At 62.9% G+C, this 20853-nt stretch carries 21 protein-coding genes; 9 read left to right on the top strand and 12 right to left on the bottom strand.

The features are described 5' to 3' along the window. Positions 1-16: 16 nt before the first annotated feature. From DW352_RS15265 to DW352_RS15255, 3 genes are read right to left on the bottom strand one after another with little or no spacing between them, the layout of a single operon-like run. Positions 17-700, bottom strand: a complete 684-nt coding sequence (locus tag DW352_RS15265) for a TetR/AcrR family transcriptional regulator (protein WP_115692140.1) — start codon at positions 698-700, stop codon at positions 17-19. Further along, positions 700-2319 (bottom strand): acyl CoA:acetate/3-ketoacid CoA transferase, encoded by a 1620-nt coding sequence (locus DW352_RS15260; protein WP_115692139.1) that lies wholly within the window; start codon positions 2317-2319, stop codon positions 700-702. The genes DW352_RS15265 and DW352_RS15260 overlap by 1 nt, the downstream gene beginning before the upstream one ends. 2 nt (positions 2320-2321) lie before the next feature. Further along, positions 2322-3488, bottom strand: a complete 1167-nt coding sequence (locus tag DW352_RS15255) for a dihydrodipicolinate synthase family protein (RefSeq protein WP_115692138.1) — start codon at positions 3486-3488, stop codon at positions 2322-2324. Between the two features lie 99 nt (positions 3489-3587). Here DW352_RS15255 and DW352_RS15250 point away from each other — a divergent pair, with 99 nt between their 5' ends. Further along, positions 3588-4361 (top strand): ferredoxin--NADP reductase, encoded by a 774-nt coding sequence (locus DW352_RS15250; protein ID WP_115692137.1) that lies wholly within the window; start codon positions 3588-3590, stop codon positions 4359-4361. Positions 4362-4527: 166 nt separating this feature from the next. Here DW352_RS15250 and DW352_RS15245 read toward each other — a convergent pair whose 3' ends face one another. From DW352_RS15245 to DW352_RS15230, 4 genes are all read right to left on the bottom strand, one after another. Further along, positions 4528-5304, bottom strand: coding sequence for an ABC transporter ATP-binding protein (locus DW352_RS15245; RefSeq protein WP_115692136.1), 777 nt, complete (start codon positions 5302-5304; stop codon positions 4528-4530). Between the two features lie 65 nt (positions 5305-5369). Next, positions 5370-6395, bottom strand: coding sequence for an ABC transporter substrate-binding protein (locus DW352_RS15240; RefSeq protein WP_115692135.1), 1026 nt, complete (start codon positions 6393-6395; stop codon positions 5370-5372). A 79-nt stretch (positions 6396-6474) separates the two neighbouring features. Beyond that, positions 6475-7296 (bottom strand): ABC transporter permease, encoded by an 822-nt coding sequence (locus DW352_RS15235; protein ID WP_162826987.1) that lies wholly within the window; start codon positions 7294-7296, stop codon positions 6475-6477. Positions 7297-7363: 67 nt separating this feature from the next. Next, on the bottom strand, positions 7364-8506 hold the full coding sequence (locus tag DW352_RS15230) for a mandelate racemase/muconate lactonizing enzyme family protein (protein ID WP_115692133.1): 1143 nt from the start codon (positions 8504-8506) through the stop codon (positions 7364-7366). Between the two features lie 172 nt (positions 8507-8678). Between DW352_RS15230 and DW352_RS15225 the strand changes: the two genes are divergently transcribed. After that, the gene (locus DW352_RS15225; RefSeq protein WP_210209839.1) at positions 8679-10136 is read left to right on the top strand and encodes an enolase-like domain-containing protein; all 1458 of its coding nucleotides are present in this window, start codon (positions 8679-8681) and stop codon (positions 10134-10136) included. Here the strand turns inward: DW352_RS15225 and DW352_RS15220 are convergent. The 5 genes from DW352_RS15220 to DW352_RS15200 all read right to left on the bottom strand — a co-directional run bounded on the left by DW352_RS15220 (position 10118) and on the right by DW352_RS15200 (position 15451). After that, complete coding sequence (locus DW352_RS15220; RefSeq protein WP_115692132.1) at positions 10118-11125, bottom strand: cobalamin-independent methionine synthase II family protein; 1008 nt, start codon at positions 11123-11125, stop codon at positions 10118-10120. The genes DW352_RS15225 and DW352_RS15220 overlap by 19 nt on opposite strands. A gap of 32 nt (positions 11126-11157) precedes the next feature. Next, complete coding sequence (locus tag DW352_RS15215) at positions 11158-12321, bottom strand: cobalamin-independent methionine synthase II family protein (protein ID WP_162826986.1); 1164 nt, start codon at positions 12319-12321, stop codon at positions 11158-11160. 258 nt (positions 12322-12579) lie between these two features. Further along, positions 12580-13911, bottom strand: a complete 1332-nt coding sequence (gene fliI, locus DW352_RS15210) for a flagellar protein export ATPase FliI (RefSeq protein WP_115692130.1) — start codon at positions 13909-13911, stop codon at positions 12580-12582. 25 nt (positions 13912-13936) lie between these two features. Then, on the bottom strand, positions 13937-14668 hold the full coding sequence (gene flgF, locus DW352_RS15205) for a flagellar basal-body rod protein FlgF (protein WP_115692129.1): 732 nt from the start codon (positions 14666-14668) through the stop codon (positions 13937-13939). 3 nt (positions 14669-14671) lie between these two features. Next, positions 14672-15451, bottom strand: a complete 780-nt coding sequence (locus tag DW352_RS15200; protein ID WP_115692128.1) for a DUF1217 domain-containing protein — start codon at positions 15449-15451, stop codon at positions 14672-14674. 155 nt (positions 15452-15606) lie between these two features. Between DW352_RS15200 and motA the strand changes: the two genes are divergently transcribed. The 7 genes from motA (at position 15607) to flgB (ending at position 20850) form a co-directional block, all read left to right on the top strand. Next, on the top strand, positions 15607-16512 hold the full coding sequence (gene motA, locus DW352_RS15195; RefSeq protein ID WP_115692127.1) for a flagellar motor stator protein MotA: 906 nt from the start codon (positions 15607-15609) through the stop codon (positions 16510-16512). After that, positions 16512-17444, top strand: coding sequence for a flagellar motor switch protein FliM (locus DW352_RS15190; RefSeq protein ID WP_115692126.1), 933 nt, complete (start codon positions 16512-16514; stop codon positions 17442-17444). The genes motA and DW352_RS15190 overlap by 1 nt, the downstream gene beginning before the upstream one ends. Before the next feature lie 13 nt (positions 17445-17457). Then, on the top strand, positions 17458-17781 hold the full coding sequence (locus DW352_RS15185) for a hypothetical protein (RefSeq protein ID WP_210209838.1): 324 nt from the start codon (positions 17458-17460) through the stop codon (positions 17779-17781). Positions 17782-17862: 81 nt separating this feature from the next. After that, on the top strand, positions 17863-18261 hold the full coding sequence (fliN, locus tag DW352_RS15180) for a flagellar motor switch protein FliN (protein WP_115694427.1): 399 nt from the start codon (positions 17863-17865) through the stop codon (positions 18259-18261). A 12-nt stretch (positions 18262-18273) separates the two neighbouring features. Further along, entirely contained in the window at positions 18274-19308 is a 1035-nt protein-coding gene (locus DW352_RS15175) for a flagellar motor switch protein FliG (RefSeq protein ID WP_115692125.1), read from the top strand. 12 nt (positions 19309-19320) lie between these two features. Further along, positions 19321-20400, top strand: coding sequence for a flagellar biosynthesis protein FlhB (gene flhB, locus DW352_RS15170; RefSeq protein WP_115692124.1), 1080 nt, complete (start codon positions 19321-19323; stop codon positions 20398-20400). Between the two features lie 69 nt (positions 20401-20469). Then, on the top strand, positions 20470-20850 hold the full coding sequence (gene flgB / locus DW352_RS15165) for a flagellar basal body rod protein FlgB (RefSeq protein WP_115692123.1): 381 nt from the start codon (positions 20470-20472) through the stop codon (positions 20848-20850). Positions 20851-20853 lie beyond the last annotated feature (3 nt).

Here is a 20853-nt window from a genome sequence, read left to right as displayed (position 1 = left end):
CAACGCGCCCGGCGGTTCACCGCGCCGTGACGTATGACATGATGACATCCACGCAGTGCTGGCGCCGCTCGTTGCGCTCCGGTGCGCTCAAGAGCTGCCGGCCGAAGGCGACAGAAAGCGTGGCGGCGTTCGAGAAATAGAAATAGCCCAGCGCCGAGATCGACAGATAAAGATGCAGCGGATCGAGGCCCTTCCGGATCACGCCTTTCGCTTCGCCCGCGGCCAGCACGCGCTGAATGACGCCGACCAGCGACGTCTGCATGTCGCGCAGCTTGCGCGACCGCTTGAGGAACGTGGCGCCCGACAGGTTTTCGCCGGCGAGCAGAGAAATGATGCTCTGATGCTCGACGTAATAATCGAATTTGAAATGGACGAGGGTCTTGATCGCTTCGAGCGGATCGAGGTCGGCGAGATTGAGGTCGCGTTCCTTCTCGCGCATGGCGCCGTAGGCGCGCTCGAGCACGGCCAGATAGAGATCGTCCTTCGAGCCGAAGTAGTAATACATCATGCGCTTGTTCGCGCCCGCCTGCTCGGCGATTACGTCGACGCGCGCGCCCGCGAGGCCCTTGCTCGCGAATTCAGCCTCGGCCGCGGCCAGAATGGCCTGCTGCGTGCGCTCGGCGTCACGCACCGGTTCGAGTCGTGCCTTGGATTTGGCCGCGCCCGCGCGCTTCGCCTTTGGAGTAGCCGCTACCGCCATCAATGAGCCTCCGTACTTGCAAGCTTGGCCAGCCGTTCGGACCGAATCGGCCGCCGGTTGGCGGCGATTATATCGGCTAGGCCCATGCGCTCGGGGCTGAAAATGCGGGCATCCATCTCCTTCAAATCAGGCGATATATCCGGCTTGAACTGCATCTGGGCGATCACGTCACGCGCCACATCCACGGCCGGCGCGATCTCGATCAACTCGAGGCGGCCGGCCGCATTGCGGGTGAACACGGCACGTTCGGTGACATAGAGCGCGCGCTGGCCGTTCTTGGCGGCGAGCGCCCCCGAATACGTCACCTGCTCGACGGCGCGCACGAATTTCTTCTCGGCGCCTTCCTTGCGGATGTCGGTCACGCCATTCGGCCAGCCGATGTCGAGACCGCCGGCGGTAAAGGTGCCGGAGAAGATCATCGTCTTGGCGTTCTGGCTGATGTTGATGAAGCCGCCGGGTCCGACGATGCGGTCGCCGAAGCGGCTGACATTCACGTTGCAGTGCTCGTCGACTTCGGCGAAGGACAGGAACGCCAGATCGAGTCCGCCGCCATCATAGAAGTCGAACTGGTAGGGCTGGTCGACCATCGCCTGGTAGTTGCGTCCGGCGCCAGGCTCATTGCCGGTCGCCGGCGCGCCGCCGATCAGGCCCTGCTCGTTGGTGAGCACGACGGCGTCGAGCGCGTTCTCTTCCGCGGCGATCGAGGCGATGCCGGTGGAAATGCCGGAGCCGAGATTGCAGATGGCGCCGGGGAATAATTCGAATGCCGCGCGCCGCGCCACCACCTTGCGCATCGCGAAGGGCAGCGCGGCGATGCTGGTGAGCGGCACCTTCATCTCGCCGGCGTAAGCGGGGTCGTGCACGGTGAAGAAGGTCTGCGTCTGGCCGGGATCGACCACGATCAGGTCGACCAGCATGCCCGGCACCTTCACCTGCTTCGGCGGCAGCGTGCCGCGCAGCGCCATGCGCTTGACCTGCGCGACGACGAGGCCGCCGCAACGGCGCGCCGCTTGCGCCATGGAGATCATCTCGCCGAAGACGGCCTCGTGCTCCATGGTGATGTTGCCGTCTTCATCCGCGGTGGTGCCGCGGATGAGCGCGATGTCGACCTTGAACGGCTTGAAGAACAAATACTCCTGGCCGCCGACCTTGATCAGTTCGACGAGGTCTTCCTGCGCCTTGGCGCTCTGCTTGCCGCCGCCGTGACGCGGATCGACGAAGGTGTCGAGCCCGACATGCGTGACGAGGCCGGGCCGGCCCGACGCCATCTCGCGCGTCAACTGCGACAGGCAACCTTGCGGCAGGGTGTAGGCTTCGATTTCGTTCGCGGCCGCCATGCGCTCGACCGGCGGCGAGTCGACCAACGTGCCGCACACCACGCGCTTCAACAGACCGGGATGCGCGAGATGGCCGATGCCGCGCTCGGCCCGGTCGCCGAGGCCGACCGGATGCACGGTGGTGAGATTGCGCGGCTCGCCGTCGCTCTTGAAGCGCTTGGCGATGGCGCCGATCAACGTATCCGGCACCGAATGGCCCGCGCCGGAACCGCCGATCAGCAGCGTGTCGTTGCTGGCCACCAGTTTGGCAAACTCGTCCGCGGTGACGACGCGCGGGGCCATGGCTATGCAGCGATGCCGTAAGTGCGCATGAGATCGTTCAGGCGCGACGCGGCGAGATCGGGATCGCGGATCAGGCCGGCGGCGTCGGCCAGCTTGAACGCCTCGACCAGGTGCATGAGCGAGCGGGCGCTCTGCTGCCCGCCGACCATGACGAAATGCGACTGGTGTCCGTTGAGATAAGCGAGGAAAACGACGCCGGTTTTGTAGAACTGCGTCGGCGCCTTGAAGAGATGGCGCGACAGCGGCACCGTCGGTTCGAAGATTTTCCAGTATTGATCGAGATCGCCGCGAGCATGGGCCGCGAGCGCGGCGGAGGCCGCCGGGGCGATGACGTCGAAGATGCCGAGGAGGGCATCGGAATAGCCCTGCGCGTCGCCGGCGATCAGCTCCGCGAAATTGAAGTCGTCGCCGGTGTAGCAGCGCACGCCTTGCGGCAGCTTGCGGCGCAGGCGGATTTCCTTGTCCTTGTCGAGCAGCGACAGCTTGATGCCGTCGACCTTCGACGCGTTGTCGCCGATGATGTCGACGCAGACATCCATCGCCGCGTGGTGGTCGGCGTGGCCCCAATAGCCCTTGAGCGCCGGGTCGAACATCTCGCCGAGCCAGTGGATGATGACCGGCTCGCGCACCTGCCGCAGAATGCGATCGTAGACCTTGGTGTAATCGTCGGGCGACTTCGCAGCGACGACCAGCGCGCGCGAGGCCATCAAGATGATGCGGCCGCCGGCGGCTTCGACGGCCTCGATCTGCTGCTCGTAGGCGCGGATGACGTCGTCGAGCGCAACTTGTGACGAGGGGGCCAGTTGATCGGTGCCGACGCCGGAGAACACGGCAGCGCCGGGAATATCGCGGGCGGCTTCAACCGAGAGCTGGATGAGCTTGAGCGCGTTCGGCCAATCCAGTCCACCACCGCGTTGCGCGGTGTCCATGGCTTCGGCGACGCCGAGACCGAGGCGCCAGAGATGGCGGCGGTAGTCGATGGTGGCGTCCCAGTCGATCGCCGCCGTCAGCCAGGGATCAACGTCGGCGCGCGGGTTGGCAACGACGTGAGCGGCGGCGAGCGCGATACGATCGAAGGCCGGACGGCCATGGCCGTTCCACGCCTGCGGGCCCTTTAACCGGTAGGCCTCCGTTCCCCCCGCCTGTGTAGGCAAGTTCACAACCGGCATTGTTCGACCATGTCGGTGTTGAATAATTATCTAGTTAGTTATATCTGGTCGAGAGCCGGACTGTCAACGCAATCCGCTATTTAAACGGGACGATTGCACATGAGCGCGATCAGCCACGAAGAGGTCACCAGCGTCCATCACTGGACCGAAAGCCTGTTCACCTTCACCACCACCCGGAACGCGGGCTTCCGTTTCCAGAACGGCCAGTTCGCGATGATCGGGCTCGAGGTCGACGGACGCCCGCTGTTGCGCGCCTATAGCCTGGCGAGCGCCAATTACGAAGAGCAGCTCGAGTTCTTCTCGATCAAGGTGCCGGACGGACCGCTCACATCGCGCCTGCAACATGTGAAAGTCGGCGACCGCATCCTGGTCAACGGTAAGCCGACCGGCACGCTCGTGCTCGCCAATCTGACGCCGGGTCGCAATCTCTATCTGATGGCGACGGGCACCGGCCTCGCGCCGTTCCTGAGCATCATCAAGGATCCGGAGACCTACGAGCGCTACGACAAGGTCGTGCTGGTGCACGGCTGCCGTACCATCGCTGAGCTCGCCTACGACAAGCTGATCACGCAGGACCTGCCGGGCCATGAATTCCTCGGTGAACTGGTGGCCGAGAAGCTGGTTTACCATCCGACCGTAACACGTGAGCCGTTCCGCAACCACGGCCGACTGACCGACATCATCATCACCCGTCGGCTGTTTGAGGAAACCGGCCTCGACACGCTCGATCCGGCACACGATCGCATGATGATCTGCGGCAGCCCGGCCATGCTGAAGGACCTCGTCGGCATCGTGCGCGACATGGGCTTCACGGAAGGCAACAGCAACCATCCCGGTCAGTATGTGATCGAGAAGGCGTTCGTGGAGAAGTGATTAAGGCCTCATGGTGAGGAGCGCTCCGAAGGAGCGCGTCTCGAACCATGAGGCCGCCCCATCCTTCGAGACGCATCGCTGCGCGATGCTCCTCAGGATGAGGCGGAGAGAGGCTGCGGCGTATGGGTCTCGGGCCTCACTTCGCTCGCCCGGGACGACAGCTAATCTAGTCCATCGCCAGCACGCCTTTCGACTTGAAGATGTCGCGGATGCGCGACGAGTACTCGTGAAAGCGTTCGGGCAGCCGATCCAGTCGGCGCGGCCGCGGCAGATCGATGTCGATGATCTCGACGATGCGGCCGGGCCGCGGCCCCATCACCACCACCCGATCGGCAAGCAGCACCGCTTCCGGGATGCTGTGCGTGATGTGCAGCGCCGTCTTGCGCGTCTCCATCCAGAGATGCTGGATGTCCATCGAGATCTGCTCGCGCGTGAGCGCGTCGAGCGCGCCGAACGGCTCGTCCATCATCAGCATGTTGGGCCCATGCACGAGCGCCCGGCAGATCGACACGCGCTGACGCATGCCGCCGGACAACTCGTAGGGCTTTTTGTTCTCGAAGCCGGCGAGGCCCGTCGCCTTGAGCAGGTCGCGCGCGACCGGTTCGTACTTCTTCCGGTCCATCTTGCGGATATCGATCTGCAGCATGACGTTGGCGAGCACGTCGCGCCAGTCGAGCATGATGGCTTCCTGGAACACGATGCCGACGTCGGTCTGGGGCTTGTCGACGCGCTGGCCGCCGATGGTGATCGACCCGGCGGTGTAGGGCTGCAGGCCCGCCACCATCTTCATGATCGTCGTCTTGCCGCAGCCGCTGGGGCCGACAATGGCCACGAACTCCGACTGGCGGATGTCGAGATTGATGTCGGAGCAGGCTTCGACGACGCCGTTCTTGGTCTGGTACGACTTGCCGACGTTCGACAGGCGGATATAGGGCTCGCTCATCGCTGACCTTTCTTACCGAACTCATTCCGACCGCCCCGTGCGGGGCGGTCGTTCTCTCGCGATGCCTACTTCTTCAGATAGGGCGGCGCCGACAGATACTCGTTGGTGTAGTACTTCGCCATGTCGGGCTGTTCCGGCATCTTGGCGAACTTCTGCAGCAGGTCCTGGCTTTCCTGCCAATCTTCCTTCGCCGTCCAGAACAGCGGCTTTCCTTCCGAGTGCTTGGTGCGCAGGATGGTCATCGTGCCGTTGATCTCCAGCAGCGCGATTTCCATGTTGAAGGCCTTGGCGTGCTTGAGGAAGATTTCGGCCGCTTCCTCGCGGTGCTTGTCGGTGTATTCCCAGCCCCGCTGCGAGGCGCGCAGGAAGCGCCGCAGGACGTCCTGGTTCTTGGCGTCCTTCAGCCAGTCGTTGTTGACGATGATGGCGCTGCTCAAAGTGGTCACGCCGCCGAGGTCGTAGAGCCGCGTCCAGCCCATCTTAATGCCCGACTGCAGCTGCATGCGCGGGCCCTGGTCCATGAAGTAGCCGAGCAGCGCGTCGGCTTGGTTGTTGAGCACGGCCTGCTCCTTCGCGGCCGGGTTGGCGACCGTAATCAACTTGACGTCGCTCACCTGCATGTTGAGCTTGCCCATGAAGGCCGTGAAGATCGCAAGGCTGGCGTCGCCGGCGGTGATGGCGATGCGGCTGCCCTTGATCTCGTCGATCTTGGTCGGCCGCGCCGCGTCGGCGCGATAGATGAACGCCATCGGGCTCTGCTGCAGCGTCACGCCCACCGCCTTGACCGGCATGCCGGCATTGATGCCGCGCATCATGGTGGCGGCGTCGACATAGGCCACCGGATTGGTCCCGTTCGCGGCCAGCTGTGCCACCGTGGTCGAGCCGCTGCCCTCCAGGATTTCGACGTCGAGCCCTTCCTCCTTATAGAAGCCCTTGTCGCGGGCCACGAAGAAGGGCGCGTGCTCGCCGTATAAGGTCCAGTTCAGACGGAACGGAAACTTGTCGAGTGCTTGCGCGTGCGCCGACGTGGCAAATGCCGAAAGCGTCGCGAAAGCTGCAACAAGCGGCAGTACGAGACTTGCACGTTTCATCGCCTTCTCCTCCCCGGATTGGCCCCGTCGATGACGAGGCTCTGTTGTTCTCGGCGTCGCGCTTTCCGCTGCGACGGTCTCACATAGTCGCCGTCTCCTGGACGCGGTGCGTCACGTGCCATGGGATCAGGAAGCTCTCGAGCAGCTCCACGATGTAGTAGAAGACAAAGCCGATGATCGTCAGCGCCAAAATCGTCGCGAACATCAGCGCCGTCTGCATGTTCGAGTTCGTCACCAGCAAGAGATAGCCGAGGCCCTTATCGGCGCCGACGAACTCGCCGACGACCGTGCCGGCGATGGCGAGCGTCGCCGCCACCTTCAAGCCGCTGAACAGATAGGGCAGGCTGGTCGGCAGTCGGAACTGGGTGAATATCTGCAGGCGGCTCGCGCCCATGGACCGTGCAAGATCGCCCATCTCGGGGGACATCGAGCGCAGACCGACGGCGGCATCGATCACGATGGGAAAGAACGAGATCAGAAAGGCCACGAGGATCTTCGGCGTCGCGCCGACGCCGAACCACACGAGGAACAAGGGTGCGATCGCGACCTTCGGCACAATCTGAAAGAACAGCATCGTCGGCATGACGAACTCGTTGAAGCGCCGCGACGATGTGATGGCGATGGCGAGCGGAATGGCGACGGCGACGGCCAAGGCATAGCCGGCGATCATCTCATAGACGGTAACCCAGCCGTGACGCAGCAGCTCCGGAAATTCATCGATGAAGACCTGTCCGATCTGTGTCGGTGTGGGGAGCAGATAGGCCGGCACCTGCCAGAACACGACGAAGAATTGCCATGCCAGAAGAAATGCCAGGATGCCGGCAAGAGGCGTGAGCTTCCTGAGAAGATGGAAGCCGCTTTGAATGCCCGTCGCGCTTGCAGATTTTGCAGTCTCACTCACGAGCGTCATCGTCCCTACCTAATCCCACCTTGTTGATCGTGTGGTTGTGGTCAGCGTAACAGAGCCCTCATGCGGGTAAAGGAGCCGGCGCGCGGGCGGCCGGCTTCATCTTGACGCGGATATCGTCGGCGATGGCGATGCCGAGCCCCGGCTTCGTCGGCACGCGCAACGTATCGCCGCGCGGCCGGAAGTTGGGATCGCTGGTACCGCGCTCCGCAATGTATTGCGGTCCGTTCAGCGCCGCCGGCAATTCGAGGCCGGCGTGATTGAAGAAATGCGCCGACGCGGCCATCGACAATTCCGGATCCGTCAGGCCGGATGCGAACAGCAGCAGATTGTTGTCGCGCAGCAGCGAAGCGATGCGCGTCGCGTTCCAAAGGCCACCGCAGCGCGCCACTTTCATCGCGATGCCGTCGAACATTTCGAGGGCGATGAATTCAGCGGTTTCGACCGGCGAGATAATGCCTTCGTCCATCAAGATCGGCAGGGCATGCTGACGTCGCAGTGTGCGGTAGTCGCGTAGCCGGTTCGGGGGCAGCGGCGATTCAAGTGCCCGCAGGCCGAAATCGGCGAATTTCGGCGCCATCGTCAGTGCGGTGTCGAGATCGTAGCTCGTATTGGCGTCGCACCAATGGAAACCGTCGGGTGCGGCCGTTGTAACCATGCGCACCAGATCTATGTCGTAAGCCGGCTTTTGCGGATAGCCGACCTTGATGTTGAAGCTGGAATAGCCGAGCGCGCGGCCTTCTTCGATTTGTTGCGCTGCGCCATCGAGCGTCGGCGCGTTAATGGTCCAGCTCAGGGTGATGGCGTGGCGTTTGCCGCCGCCCAGCAGATCGCTGACCGGACGTCCGGCTTGCCGGCCCCACAGATCGTAGCAGGCGAGATCGATTGCTGCTTTGCACACCGGCTGACCGACGGAGAAAGACGGCCGGATCGCCCGCTCCATGCGCGCGTGGATATCTTCGATATCGCTCGGATCGCCGCCGATCACCGCCGATGCGAGATAATGGCGCAGCGTCGTCTCGACCGACTCGACCGTTTCATAGGTCCAGGTCTCGACCGGGACGGACTGACCCCAGCCTTCGACGCCGTTCTCGTCCGTGAGGCGCACGAAGACAGTCGGACGCACGCCCGTCCGGAAAAACTTGAACTGGCCGACCAGTGGATAGTCGACGCGCGCAATGTCGACGCTGACAATACGACCCATTCGCCGCAGCCTTGTTAGCGCTTCCTCGCACCTCCCTGTTTTTGTGTGTTCGGGAGGTTGCCAGCGAGTTTAACTATCTGGTTAGATCGGTCGAGAGAAAAATTCAGGCAGCCTTATTTGTGGCCTCCGCGTCGCGCGGGTGAAGCCAAAAACATCGTGGTTGAACAATGGCATGCGCGAGATCGACATGACGGGTTCGAACGCGCCCATCTTCCGCCTTCGCGAAGTGAGGCTTTACGAGCGCGACGTGCAATTGCGCATGCCGTTCCGCTTCGGTGTCGTCACGTTGCGCGAAGCGCCGCAGTGTTTCGTGCGCGCGCGGGTCGAATATCCCGATGGTAGAACGGCTTGGGGCGGGGCGGCGGAGTTGCTGGCGCCGAAATGGTTCGACAAGGATCTATCGCTGACCAATGAGCAGAACTTCGACCAGCTCAGAGTGTCTCTCAACCTCGCGGCCGCGGCCTATGTCGACGATCCGACACCGCGTACCGCGTTCGGCCACTTTGCAGCGCACTATGAACAGCACATTATCGCCGGCGCGCGCCAGGGATTGAATGCGCTGACCGCGAATTTTGGCCCCGCGCAGATCGATCGCGCCGTGCTCGATGCGCTGGGCCGGATCGAAGGCTGCTCGTTCTATGACGCTGTCGGCTCCAATATCGCTGGAATCGATCCTGCTTTGCTGCCGAACCAGCTCGGCGATCTCGCGGGCTTCGACATCTCGGGCTTCCTCGCGCGATTGCGTCCGGCAGACAGCATCGCGGCGCGGCACACCGTTGGCCTGGTAGATGTCATCACCGGGCATCCCGGTCGGGTCGGCGATGGCCTGCCTGAATCGCTGGAGGAGGTCGTCGACACCTACGGTCACACCTATTTCAAGCTCAAGGTCGGCGGCAATGCCGCGGCCGACCTCGACCGGCTCATCGACATCGCCAGCGTCCTCGATCGTCTCGACCGGCCTTACGTCGCCTCGCTCGACGGCAACGAGCAGTACAACGACCTCGGCGCGCTCGAGATGCTGTGGCGCAGGATGACAGAGACGCCGGCGCTGCGGCGGCTGGTCGCCAGCATTGCCTTCATCGAGCAGCCGATCACGCGGTCGCACGCGCTGGACAGCGACGTATCAGCGTTGTCTGCGATCAAGCCGGTGATCGTCGACGAATCGGACGATGGCCTCGACGCCTTCGTCCGTGCGCGGGCGCGCGGCTATCAAGGCGTGTCGAGCAAATGCTGCAAGGGCCTCTACAAATCGATCCTGAACGCGGCGCGTTGCGCGCACTGGAATGCCGGCGGCGGGCGCTATTTCATGACCGGTGAGGATCTGACCACCCAGGCCGGCCTTGCCGTGCAGCAGGATCTCGCGCTCGTCAATCTGATCGGCCTGACGCATGTCGAGCGCAACGGCCATCATTATGTGAATGGCATGGCGAGCCTGCCCGAGACGGAGCAGGCGGCGTTTCTGGCCGCGCATCCCGATCTTTACGTGCATAGCCATGGAGCCGTGCGCGTGAAGATCGAGAGCGGGCGCCTGCGGATCGGCTCGCTGGCTGGCGCCGGTTTTGCCACCGGCGCCTATCCCGATTGGGAAAAGCTTACGCTGCTCAAGACGCCTCAGTGGCGTCCCTCGTAGAGGTCGCGGCCGCGCGCCAGCGCGCGAATTTTGCCGTCGGCGATGCCCCGCTTGAGCATCCAGAAGCCGCAGTCCGGATGGATGTATTTGATGCGGCCGGGGCCTAGCACCTTGTCCGCGCGCTCGATGGCGCGGGCGATCTCGTCCGCCGACTCGACCACGGTCTGCTTGATGTCGACGACGCCGAGGCCGAAGCCGATCTCCGGCCGCAGGCCCTTGAACACCTCGAGTTCCTCGACCGGCCGGTGCGCGTTCTCCATGACGATGTGATCGACATGCAGGGCATTGAGATAGTCGAGGAGGTTGCCCCAGCCGCCTTTCTGAATCGTCTGGCCGCCGTAATTGCCGAAGCACAGATGCACCGCCGGCGTCGTCGGGATCGCGCGCAGTACGCGGTTCATCGCTTCCGCGGCCCATTTCCATTCGTCGGGTGCGCCGGGAAGATTGGCTTCGTCGACCTGGATCACGGCGGCATCGATATGCTTGACCTGTTCGGCCAGCACGTCGGCGATCGCCAAAGCCAGCTCCGACACGTGCTTGTAGTGCGAGTCGAGCAGCATCTTGGCCAGCATATGCGGGCCGGTGAGGGTGAACTTGAGCGGCTTGGTCGCCAGCGCCTTCGCCCGCGCGCAGGCCGTGGGCAGATCGAGCGCGCCGGGGCCGACCGGGCCGACCACAACGGCCGGCGGCCGCGAACGGAAATGATGCGGCTTCGACTGCTTGAAGGCGAGCCATTCGGCGAGACCGATCTCGCGCCGCACGCCCGACATCGGGCGCACGAAAAACTCGATCATGCCGTTCGTCTCGGGATGGTTGACGTCGAAGCGATACAGTTCGCCGTCGCAGACGAGGTCGATGCCGGCCATTTCCTGCGTGTGGATGACCGTACGCGTGGCGTCGATCAGCGCCTGCTCGGACGGAAGCGCCACGAGCCAGTCGGGCACCGGATAAGAGCCCACCGTGGTCGTCTGGATGCGCGATGCCGGCATTCGTCTTCTCCCCGATTTTGTTTTGTGTGCATTCAAGCGGCGCGTTTTGTCTGCCGTGAGGCGATGCGCGCGCCTTCGGCCAAGGCCTCGAACTTCGCCCAGACGATGCTTTCGTGGATTTCGTCATTGCCGGCGAAGCTCGCGAAGCCGCAATCGGTCCCGGCGATCACCCGTTCGCGGCCTAAGGCATCGACCCAGCGCCCAAGCCTTTGCGCGATCAATTCGGGATGCTCCACCATCACGTTGGATTGGGTGATCATCCCTGGGATCATGATGACGTCGTCGGGCAGCTTGGCGTCGCGCCAGACCGTCCATTCGTGCTCATGTCGCGGATTGGCCGCCTCGAACGAGAAAGCGCCGGCATTGAGGCGGCCGAGGATGTCGATGATGTATTTGACCTCGATATCGTGCACACGCGGGCCAAAATTGATGCCGTAGCAGGTGTGAAAGCGCACGCGGTCCTTCGGAATGCCGCGTAGCGCGTGGTTGATCGCGTCGACGCGCAGCGCGATCCACTTGCGGCACTCGTCCATGCTCTTGTCGGGATGGCAGACGTAGTAGGTCACGAGATGCGGGTCGTCGACCTGGACGAGGAAGCCGGCGTCGACGATCGCGCGATATTCCTCGTGCATGGCGTCGGCGAGGGCATAGAGGTATTCCTCGTCGGACCTATAGTAAGTGTTGCGGTTCCAGTCCTCGATGCTCGACACCGAGGTCGCGGGAACGAAGGCGTCGACCACGTCGGCGCCGTTCAACGCCGCTTTCAGGTTCGCGAGGTCGGTCGCCAGCTGTTGCTGGCCGCGATATTTGACCGGGCCGGTGCAGAGGAAATGTGTGTGCCGCGTGTGCACATTGGCAAGCTGAGGCCGGTAGAAGTCGGGGAACGACCGGACTTCGCGCGAGCCGACCCACGGACTCTGGTTGCGGTCGGCCGTGTCGATCTCGAAACCGCCCAGGCGATCGTTGATATAGGTGATAAAGCTCGGCTTGCTCAGCTCGCCGTCATCGACAATGTCGATGCCGACATCCGTCTGTTTTTTCACGATGTCGACAACCGCGTCGCGCAAGCTGCCGGCGTATCGAGTTGGATCGATCGGTTCGCCTTTCCCCAAGGCGATGCTCAATTCATGCAGCGCTGGCGGGCGCGGCAGGCTGCCGACGTGGGTGGTGAGAATGCGTTCGGTGCTGCTTCGCATCGCGTTCGGCCCCGGTGTCATTCATAACTAACTGGATTGTTACTCTCCTAAGAGGCAATTTCAAGTGCGTGCCTGCAAACCGCGTTGACGGTTGCTGAGGCAAACTCACTTGTGCGATGCGAAAGCTGAACGAACGGCGCGTGGCCTGTTGGGCGGGTGGGACGCTCGGGAGTGGGCGACGCCACGTGCACTGCAATGTCCGGCGGCCACCGTCGTGCGTGCGTATTGGCGCAGTGAACCGGCAAGTATCGGATCGGCTCAGCCGACGGTGCTTTTGATCACGTTCAACAGGTCGTGAAACGGCTCAGTGCACATGGGGTCGGCTGCCGTCTGCCGCATTGCATCATAGATCTTCGGCACGAGCTGCACGGCTTGATCGAGTTCGTTGTCGCGGCCGGGTTGGTAGCCGCCCATCAAGCGCAAGTCGCGCGTATCCTCGAAGCGGGCAATCATGGCGCGCAGCCGGCGCAAAAGATTGTGCTCCTCGGCCGACCAGACGTGTTGCGCAAGACGGGACACGGACGTCAGCACGTTCACGGCGGGATAGCGCCCTTGGTCGGCCAAGTCGCGATCGAGCACGATATGGCCGTCCAATGTACCGCGCACCGTGTCCGCGACCGGCTCGTTATGGTCGTCGCCGTCGACCAGGACCGAGAAGATGCCGGTGACGGATCCCTGGCCCTCGGCACCGGGGCCGGCGCGCTCCAGAAGGCGGGGCAGATCGGTGAAAACACTCGGCGCGTAGCCGCGGGCAACGGCCGGCTCCCCGGCCGCAAGCGCGATCTCGCGCGCGGCGTGAGCAAACCGCGTGATCGAATCGACGATCAACAGCACCGACTCGCCTCGATCACGAAAATATTCGGCGATGGTCATGGCGGTCTTCGGCGCGAGGCGCCGCATCATCGGACTTTCATCGCCCGTCGACACGACGGTAATCGCGCGCGAACGATGATGCGTCAGCGCTTCTTCCAGAAATTCGCGCACTTCGCGGCCGCGCTCGCCGACCAATGCCGTGACGACCGTGTCAAAGCCCGCGCTCCGCGCGAGCATGGACAGCAAGGTCGTCTTGCCGACGCCGGATCCGGCGAAAACGCCGATCCGCTGACCGCGGCATAGCGGTGTGAAAAGGTCGACCACGCGAACGCCTGTCCGCAGAGGCGCGCGCACGCGCGTGCGGCTCACCGCGGCTGGCGGGTCGGCGTCGGTCGACATGACGCGCTCTCCGGGATGCAACGGGCCGGAATCATCGAGCGGTTCGCCAAGCGCATTCACCACCCGGCCTTTCCAGCTCGGATGCGGCGAAATCGCCAGCGGTGGCATGCGATAGGCCACGAGGCCGAGGCCGGCCGCGATGCGCGAGTCGAACGGCTTGGCCGTAACGCCGTTGCCGTCGATCCGCACGACTTCGCCCAATTGCATGCGGTTGTCGATCTCGAGCCCGACCATCTCGCCCAGCCGCACATGACGCGAGAGGCCGGAGACACGGTAGTGGGTCGCGGCCACCTCGGAGACGACACCGCCGACGCGCACCATCGGCACGTCCTTGCGGAGGGACGCGAGCGTGGACTCCAGGCGCTCCAGCGCGTTCATGTCGCTCCTGCCCCGCTTTTATGCGTCAGACTTTGGTCGGTTCGCCGAGCGTACGAATCGCGTTCTGCATCGTGCCCTCGGAATTCTCGATGAGAGAGCTGACGCCCTGGAAAGCGCGAGAGACGGTGATCATTTGCGTCAGTTCCGTCAGCGCGTCGACGTTCGAGCTCTCGACATAGCCTTGCTCCACGCCCGTATTCACAAAGTCGAGGACGGGCACGGCGGGACGATCGGGAATGACGCCGGAGTTGCCGAAGCGCTGCAATTTGGCGTCCGTTGGAATATCGAACAGGCCGAGCACGCCGACCTGGTTGCCTCGCTGCGTGATCGTTCCGTCGCGGCTGATGGTCAGCGGCCCGGCATCGGGATCGACGATAATCGGGGCGCCGCCGGCATCGGCGATCGGAAAGCCATTGACGTTCTGCAGTTCGCCGTTGAGGTTGATTTTCATGCGGCCGTCGCGGGTATAGACCTGCCCCGCGGGGCCCATGAAGGCGAGCCAAGATCTCCCTGCAACGGCGACGTCTAGCATGTTGCCGGTCGGCGTCGCGGCGCCCGGCTTGCGCGAGATGTAGTTTTCACCGGACGTCGCAAAGGCAACCGGACTTTCTGCCGCGCGCGACATCGCCGTCTCGAACTTCACGGCATCCGCGCGGAAGGCGGCGGTCTTCATGTTCGCCATGTTGTTGGCGATGGTTTCGAGCCGTTTCTCGAGCGCGACCTGTGCCGAGAGGCTGACGTAAAGAGCCGATTGCATGAATTACCGTCCGATTCGCAGGTTCAGCAGCGTCGTAAGAATGCTGCTGCTGATTCCTGTCTGAGCAGGCTGGGTGATGAGGATTGAAGCGGCCGATGGGGTGTTCTGGCCGTTATTTATGTCCCACATCACCGAGAAGCGTTGCAGGAACTTCTTCAGTTTCGCCGGGTCCTGAAAGTCCGCGAAGTCGATTTGCTTGTTCAGCATGTCAGCCTGTTTGTCGACGTCGGCCATGGACGTCAGGGTCGAAATGCCGAGCGCGGTCTGGACGACCTGGACCAACGCTTTGTCGGCGAGTATCTGGTAGGCGTTCTTGATGGTCGGCGCCTTGCGTTCGAAATAAAGAGCAAGCCGTACCCCTTCATTCTGGTCGCCCGCATTCTCTTCGAGGGCCTGCCGCACGAATCTGGTGACCGTGCTAGTCTGAGCGTCGGGGATCGAAGTGGCGTATTCGCCGTAATCCGCGAAATTGAAGGTTGCCGCGAACTCGCGGTAGCGCGTGTCGACGAGCTTATTGGCAAAGCTGTTCGTTTGCGACACGCCCTCAGTCAAGACCTTGCGCATGAACGCCTTTGCATACGTCATGTCGGACAGGCCGAACGCCTTCATGGCATATGAGTAAAGCCGATAATCGCCGAGAAAATCGTCGATCGTCTTGGCGTCGCCGATATGGGCGAGAAAATAGTTCGTCTCGCGGTCCACATCGGCTTTCTTCGCCGTCTGCTCTAACGAGCGGCCGAGGTTGTTCGAGATGATCTGATAGCTGGTGATTGTCGAGACCATCGTGCGGCGCTGCCTTGTATGGGAGATGCAGGGGGCGAAGCCGATGTGAAAATCAACGCCCAGGCTTGTGTGAAGCTGACGGGCTTGCCGGATGTCAGCTTCGCGAAAGCGTCGATTCCTAAATGAATCGTGAACCTCTTTGCGGAGCGTCGCGCTTGAGCATACTTATCGGCTTCATCATTACCATTGCCAGCCTGGTCGGTGGCTTCACGGCGCTCGGCGGTCATCTCAGCGTGATTTGGCAGCCCTGGGAGTTCGTGATCATCGCCGGTATGGCGCTCGGTACGTATGTGATCGCCAATCCGTGGAAGGTGGTGCTCGACAGCGGCGTGGCGACGATGCAGGCCGTGACCGGAACGGTGCCGACGCAGCGGAACTACCTGGACCTCCTCGGCCTCATGCATGCGCTGATGCGCGAAGTGCGCAACAAGGGCCGCAACGAGGTCGAGGCTCATATCGACGATCCCGAGTCCTCGGAGATCTTCAAGAACTTCCCGACGATGCTCGCCAACGACGCGCTGATGCATTTCGTCTGCGATTACTTCCGCCTTATCATCATGGGTAGCGCCCGGCCTCACGAGATCGAGGCGCTGATGGACGAAGAGATCGAGACCATCATCCGAAACAAGCTCAAGCCCTACAACTCGTTGATGGTCGTCGCCGAGGCGCTGCCGGCGCTCGGCATCGTCGCCGCCGTGCTCGGGGTGATCAAGGCCATGGGCGCCCTCGATCAGTCGCCGAAGCTGCTCGGCAGCCTGATCGGCGCCGCGCTCGTCGGCACCTTCGCAGGGATATTCCTGTCCTACGGGTTGATCACGCCGCTGGCGCTCAAGATCAAGCAGGTCCGCGAAAAGCAATGCAGCATGTACGTGATCATCAAGCAGACCTTGCTGGCCTTCATGAACGGCGCGCTGCCGCAGATCGCCGTTGAGCATGGGCGCAAGATGATCAGCGCCGGCGAACGGCCGTCGATCGATGTCGTCGAGAACGAGACGATCGCGGGCCCGGCGGCGAAAACCGGCAATGTCGAACCGATGGCGCGAGCAGGAGCGAGGTCCTAATGTCGGAAGCAAGGCGCGGACGCTCGGACCAAGGCTCCGATCAGTTGCTCGGAGCCGCCGGGCTGTCGGTCGAACGCATGCCGATGTTGCATGTGATCTTCGACCAGATGGCGAATCTCTGCGCGGAGAGCCTGCGGTCGCTCTCGCCGTCGCAGTCCTATTTCTGGCTGAGTACGGTCGGCAGCAGCCGGCTTGCCGATGTTCTCGACCGCTACGAAGACGCGGTCGCGGCCGTCTATCACGCGCAAGCCTGGGATTCTCGTATCCTGATCGGCTTCGACCGCGAGTTCGTTTTTACGATGATCGAGCTCATGTTCGGAGCGGACGGAGCCGAGCCGCCGCTCGACTCGACGCGAGTCTTTTCCAACGTCGAGCTGCGTCTTGCGCAGGCTTTGTTCGAGCGCTTCGGCAAAGCGCTGCAGTCGTCGTTCTCGCGGGCCACGGACGTCACCTTTGCGCTGGAGCGCATCGAGACCCGCATGGACTTCCTGGCGATCGGCCGCCCGAACAACATGGTCGTCTACGCCAAGGTATTGCTCCAAGGCCTCGATCGTGGCGGCGAGATGTTCATCGTCATCCCGCATTCCGCGCTCAATCCGCTGCGGCAGGCGCTGGCACAGATCGTCTCGGGCGAATCGGCGTCCGCCGATCCGAACTGGAGCAAGCAACTGCATAGCGAGATCCAGCGCGCGGAAGTGGTCCTCAAGGCGGTGCTGGAAGAGAAGATGTTGACGCTGGGCGAAGTGGCGGAGTTCCGCGTCGGCCAGGTGATCAAGCTGAACGCGAATCCGGACACGCTGGTGCGCCTCGAGTGCAACAACCAACGCTTGTTCTGGTGCCGGATGGGTCAGCTCAACGGCGCCTATTCGCTCCAGGTCAAAGAGTCGGCCGATCAAAAGCGGGAATTCATCGATGGTATCCTATCTCGTTGATCTCATTCTTCTGGTGGCGCTGCTGTTCACCAGCATCCGGGTCACCAAGATGCATCGCGAACTGGTGAAACTGCGCGCATGCCAGGGCGACTTCACATTCGTCCTCGGCAAGACGAACGACGCGGTGGACGACATGGCGACCCTGGTGCGTGAGTTCAGCGCCGACGGACGGCAGCTGGTGCATGCCTTGGGTGACAAAATCGACGAGGCGCGTCAGGCGATCATGGAAATCGAGGCGCGCGGCCTCGCGGCGGAGCCCGGCCGGAACGTTGTTCCCTGCACGGACGACGAAAGCGCAGAGCCGCTTCGGAGCAAACCGAAGCTGCATTCGCACTGATGGACGCAGACCGCCCACGACGCCTCCCACGCGCAGACAATTAGGCCGCGGAATAACATGACGACCGAGAAAGCAAGCGACATGACGGACCCATTCGATTTCGATGATTTCGGCGAAGCGCCGCAGAAGGCGTCGGCGCCGTTTCAGCCGGAGGAGACGCCGTTCGGCAAGCTCGCGGACCTCGCCGCGCGCGCAGCCGAGGAAACCAACCGGCTATCGAATCTCGAACCCATCCTGCGCATTCCGGTGACGGTCCAGGTGCTGCTCGGTTCGGCGACCATGCCGGTCGCCGACCTCATGAAGCTTGGGCGCGGCGCCGTCATCCCGCTCGATCATCGCGTCGGCGAGCCGGTCGAGGTCGTCGTGAACGGCCGCATCGTGGCGCGCGGCGCGGTGGTTGTTGTCGAAGACGACAACTCGCGCTTCGGCGTGTCGCTGACGGAGATCGTCGGAGGGGCGACGGGGGACGCCGAAGCGTAACGGGCGATTCCCATGTCATTCAGCGCTCCCATCAAGCACGGCTCGGCAGTCAAGCCGTTGCGGGCGACCGAGAAGGTCGCCGCGCTTCTTCTGGCTATGGGCCGGGAGCTCTCCGGCGGCGTGCTGCGGGAGTTCGATCCCGAAGAAATCAAGATCGTCACGCGGGCGGCTGCCGATCTGCGGCCCATCTCCGCGCCCGAGCTCGAAGCGGTCATCGAGGAGTTCGCCCAGCATTTCTCGATGGGTCCGAATATCCTCGGCACCGTCGGCGAACTCGAGAAGCTCCTGGCCGGCGTGCTGCCGCCGGAGCAGGTCAACGACATCATCTCGGAGGTGTTGGGCAACACCAACAAATCGATCTGGGAGCGCATTTCGTCGGTGTCCGAGAGCATGCTGGCGAACTACCTGCTCAAGGAGCATCCGCAAACGGCGGCGCTGATCCTGTCGCGGGTCAAGCCGGCTTGCGCCGCCAAGGTCATGAGCCAGCTGCCGGCGGACATGCGTCACGATCTCATGCGCCGCATGCTGAGTCTCAAGCCCATCGTCGAAGAGGCGATGCGGATCGTCGAGAAGACGATGCATGAAGACTTCATGATCAACTTCGCGCGCAATCTGGCCTCCGACACGTATCCACGAATGGCCGACATCATCAACAAGATGGAGCGCGGTCAAATGGAGGATTCGCTGAAGAACCTCTCGGAATCGCGCCCGAAATCGGCCGAGATCCTCAAGGGAATGCTGTTCACCTTCGACGACATCGTCAATCTCACGGCGAAGGCGCGGATGCTCATCTTCGATCAGATTCCGACCGATCGCATCGTCACGGCCCTCAAGGGCACCGATGCGAGCTTCCGCGAGCTCATCCTTTCCTCGCTTGCTTCGCGCACGCGCCGCCTGGTCGAGCACGAACTCGCTACCGGCGTGCCGACACAGCAGCGCGAGATTACGGACGCGCGGCGCGCGATCACGGATCTGGCGCTGGATATGGCGGGCCGGGGAGAGATCGAGCTCAATCCCGATCAGGACGATCAACCGGTATTCACCTAAAAATCGTCCCCAATGGCCGAGGGTCCAGACAAGGAGAGTAAGACCGAGGAACCGACGGAAAAGAAGATCCGTGATTCCGTCGAAAAGGGCAAAGTCCCGGTCTCTCGCGAGGCATCGATCTTCGCAACCATGATCGCGTTGCTGATCGTCCTCGGCTTTCTCGCAGCGGATGGCGTGCGCTCTCTCGCCACGATGCTCAGCCGGCTGATCGACGATCCTTCGGGGTTTCGGCTGCGGAACGGTGCCGATGCGGTCGAGTTCATCGCCGTCATTGGTATGGGATCGGCGCGATTTCTGGCGCCGATCTTCATCGTGCTCGCGGTCGCGGGATTGGCGGCTTCATTTCTCCAGAATGCGCCGCGCCTCGTGCCCGAGCGGCTCAAGCCCGAACTGTCGCGCATTTCCATCGCCCAGGGATGGGGGCGGATATTCGGTGCGCAGGGGCGCGTGGAGTTTGGGAAATCCGCATTTAAGTTCTGTGCAATCAGTATCGTGGTGATGATCGTCCTGCGTGCGGAGGAGGCCGGGGCCGTGAATGCGATGTTTGGCGATCCGGCCGCTGTCCCGGAACTGATTTTGACGGCAGCGATGCGGCTCGTCTCGACGATCTGCATCGCGACGATCGTCTTGGTGGCGCTGGACCTTGTCTGGGCCCGCTTCCATTGGCGCCGCGAGTTGCGCATGACGCGGCAGGAGCTCAAGGACGAGTTCAAGCAGGCCGAGGGCGATCCGCTCGTCAAATCGCGATTGCGTTCGCTTGCACGCGATCGGGCGCGCAAGTCGATGCTCGCGGCCGTGCCGCGCGCGACATTGGTCATTGCAAACCCGACTCACTACGCCATCGCGTTGAAATACAAGCACGGCGAGGACGCGGCGCCGACCGTGCTGGCGAAGGGACAGGATCTGGTCGCACTCAAGATCCGCGAAGTCGCCGAGAAGAACAGGGTGCCGGTCGTGGAGGACAAGGCGCTGGCGCGTTCGATGTACGACGCCGTGCATGTCGATCGCGTGATCCCGCAGGAGTTTTTTCGTCCGGTCGCCGAGATCATCTACTTCCTGCATTCGCGCAAGCCCGCGGCGCGAAGCGGTTAATATTTCGTCAGCCTGGGATAAGTTTGAGTTCGTATACCGCGTCTATTGGCTCGTTACGCTGAGGACGCCGTGGGACCGGTCTATCTTTTCGATCTCGCTTCATCGCAGGCCCGCTGGCTGTCGCTGCGGCAAGCGACGGTGTCGTCGAATGTCGCCAATGCGAACACGCCGGGTTACAGGGCTCAGGACATCGAGCCGTTCAGCAAGCTTCTCGACGAGAAAGTCGTCGCGCTCGCCGTCACATCGCCGCTGCATTTGACTTCGACCGAGACTTCGCTGCGGCCGCAGGGCACGCGCAAAGAGGATAGCTGGGAAATCGTTCACTCCGGCAACTCGGTCAGCCTCGAGCAGGAGATGCTGAAGGCGGGCGACATCAACAGGGACTATTCCCTGAGCACGGCGATCGTCAAATCGTTCCACCGCATGCTGATGACGAGCGCGAAGAGCTAGCGC

Source organism: Pseudolabrys taiwanensis (genome assembly GCF_003367395.1).
Lineage (GTDB): Bacteria > Pseudomonadota > Alphaproteobacteria > Rhizobiales > Xanthobacteraceae > Pseudolabrys > Pseudolabrys taiwanensis.
The sequence above is the reverse complement of the archived record's forward strand: the minus strand, read 5'-3'. Positions and strand labels throughout refer to the sequence as shown.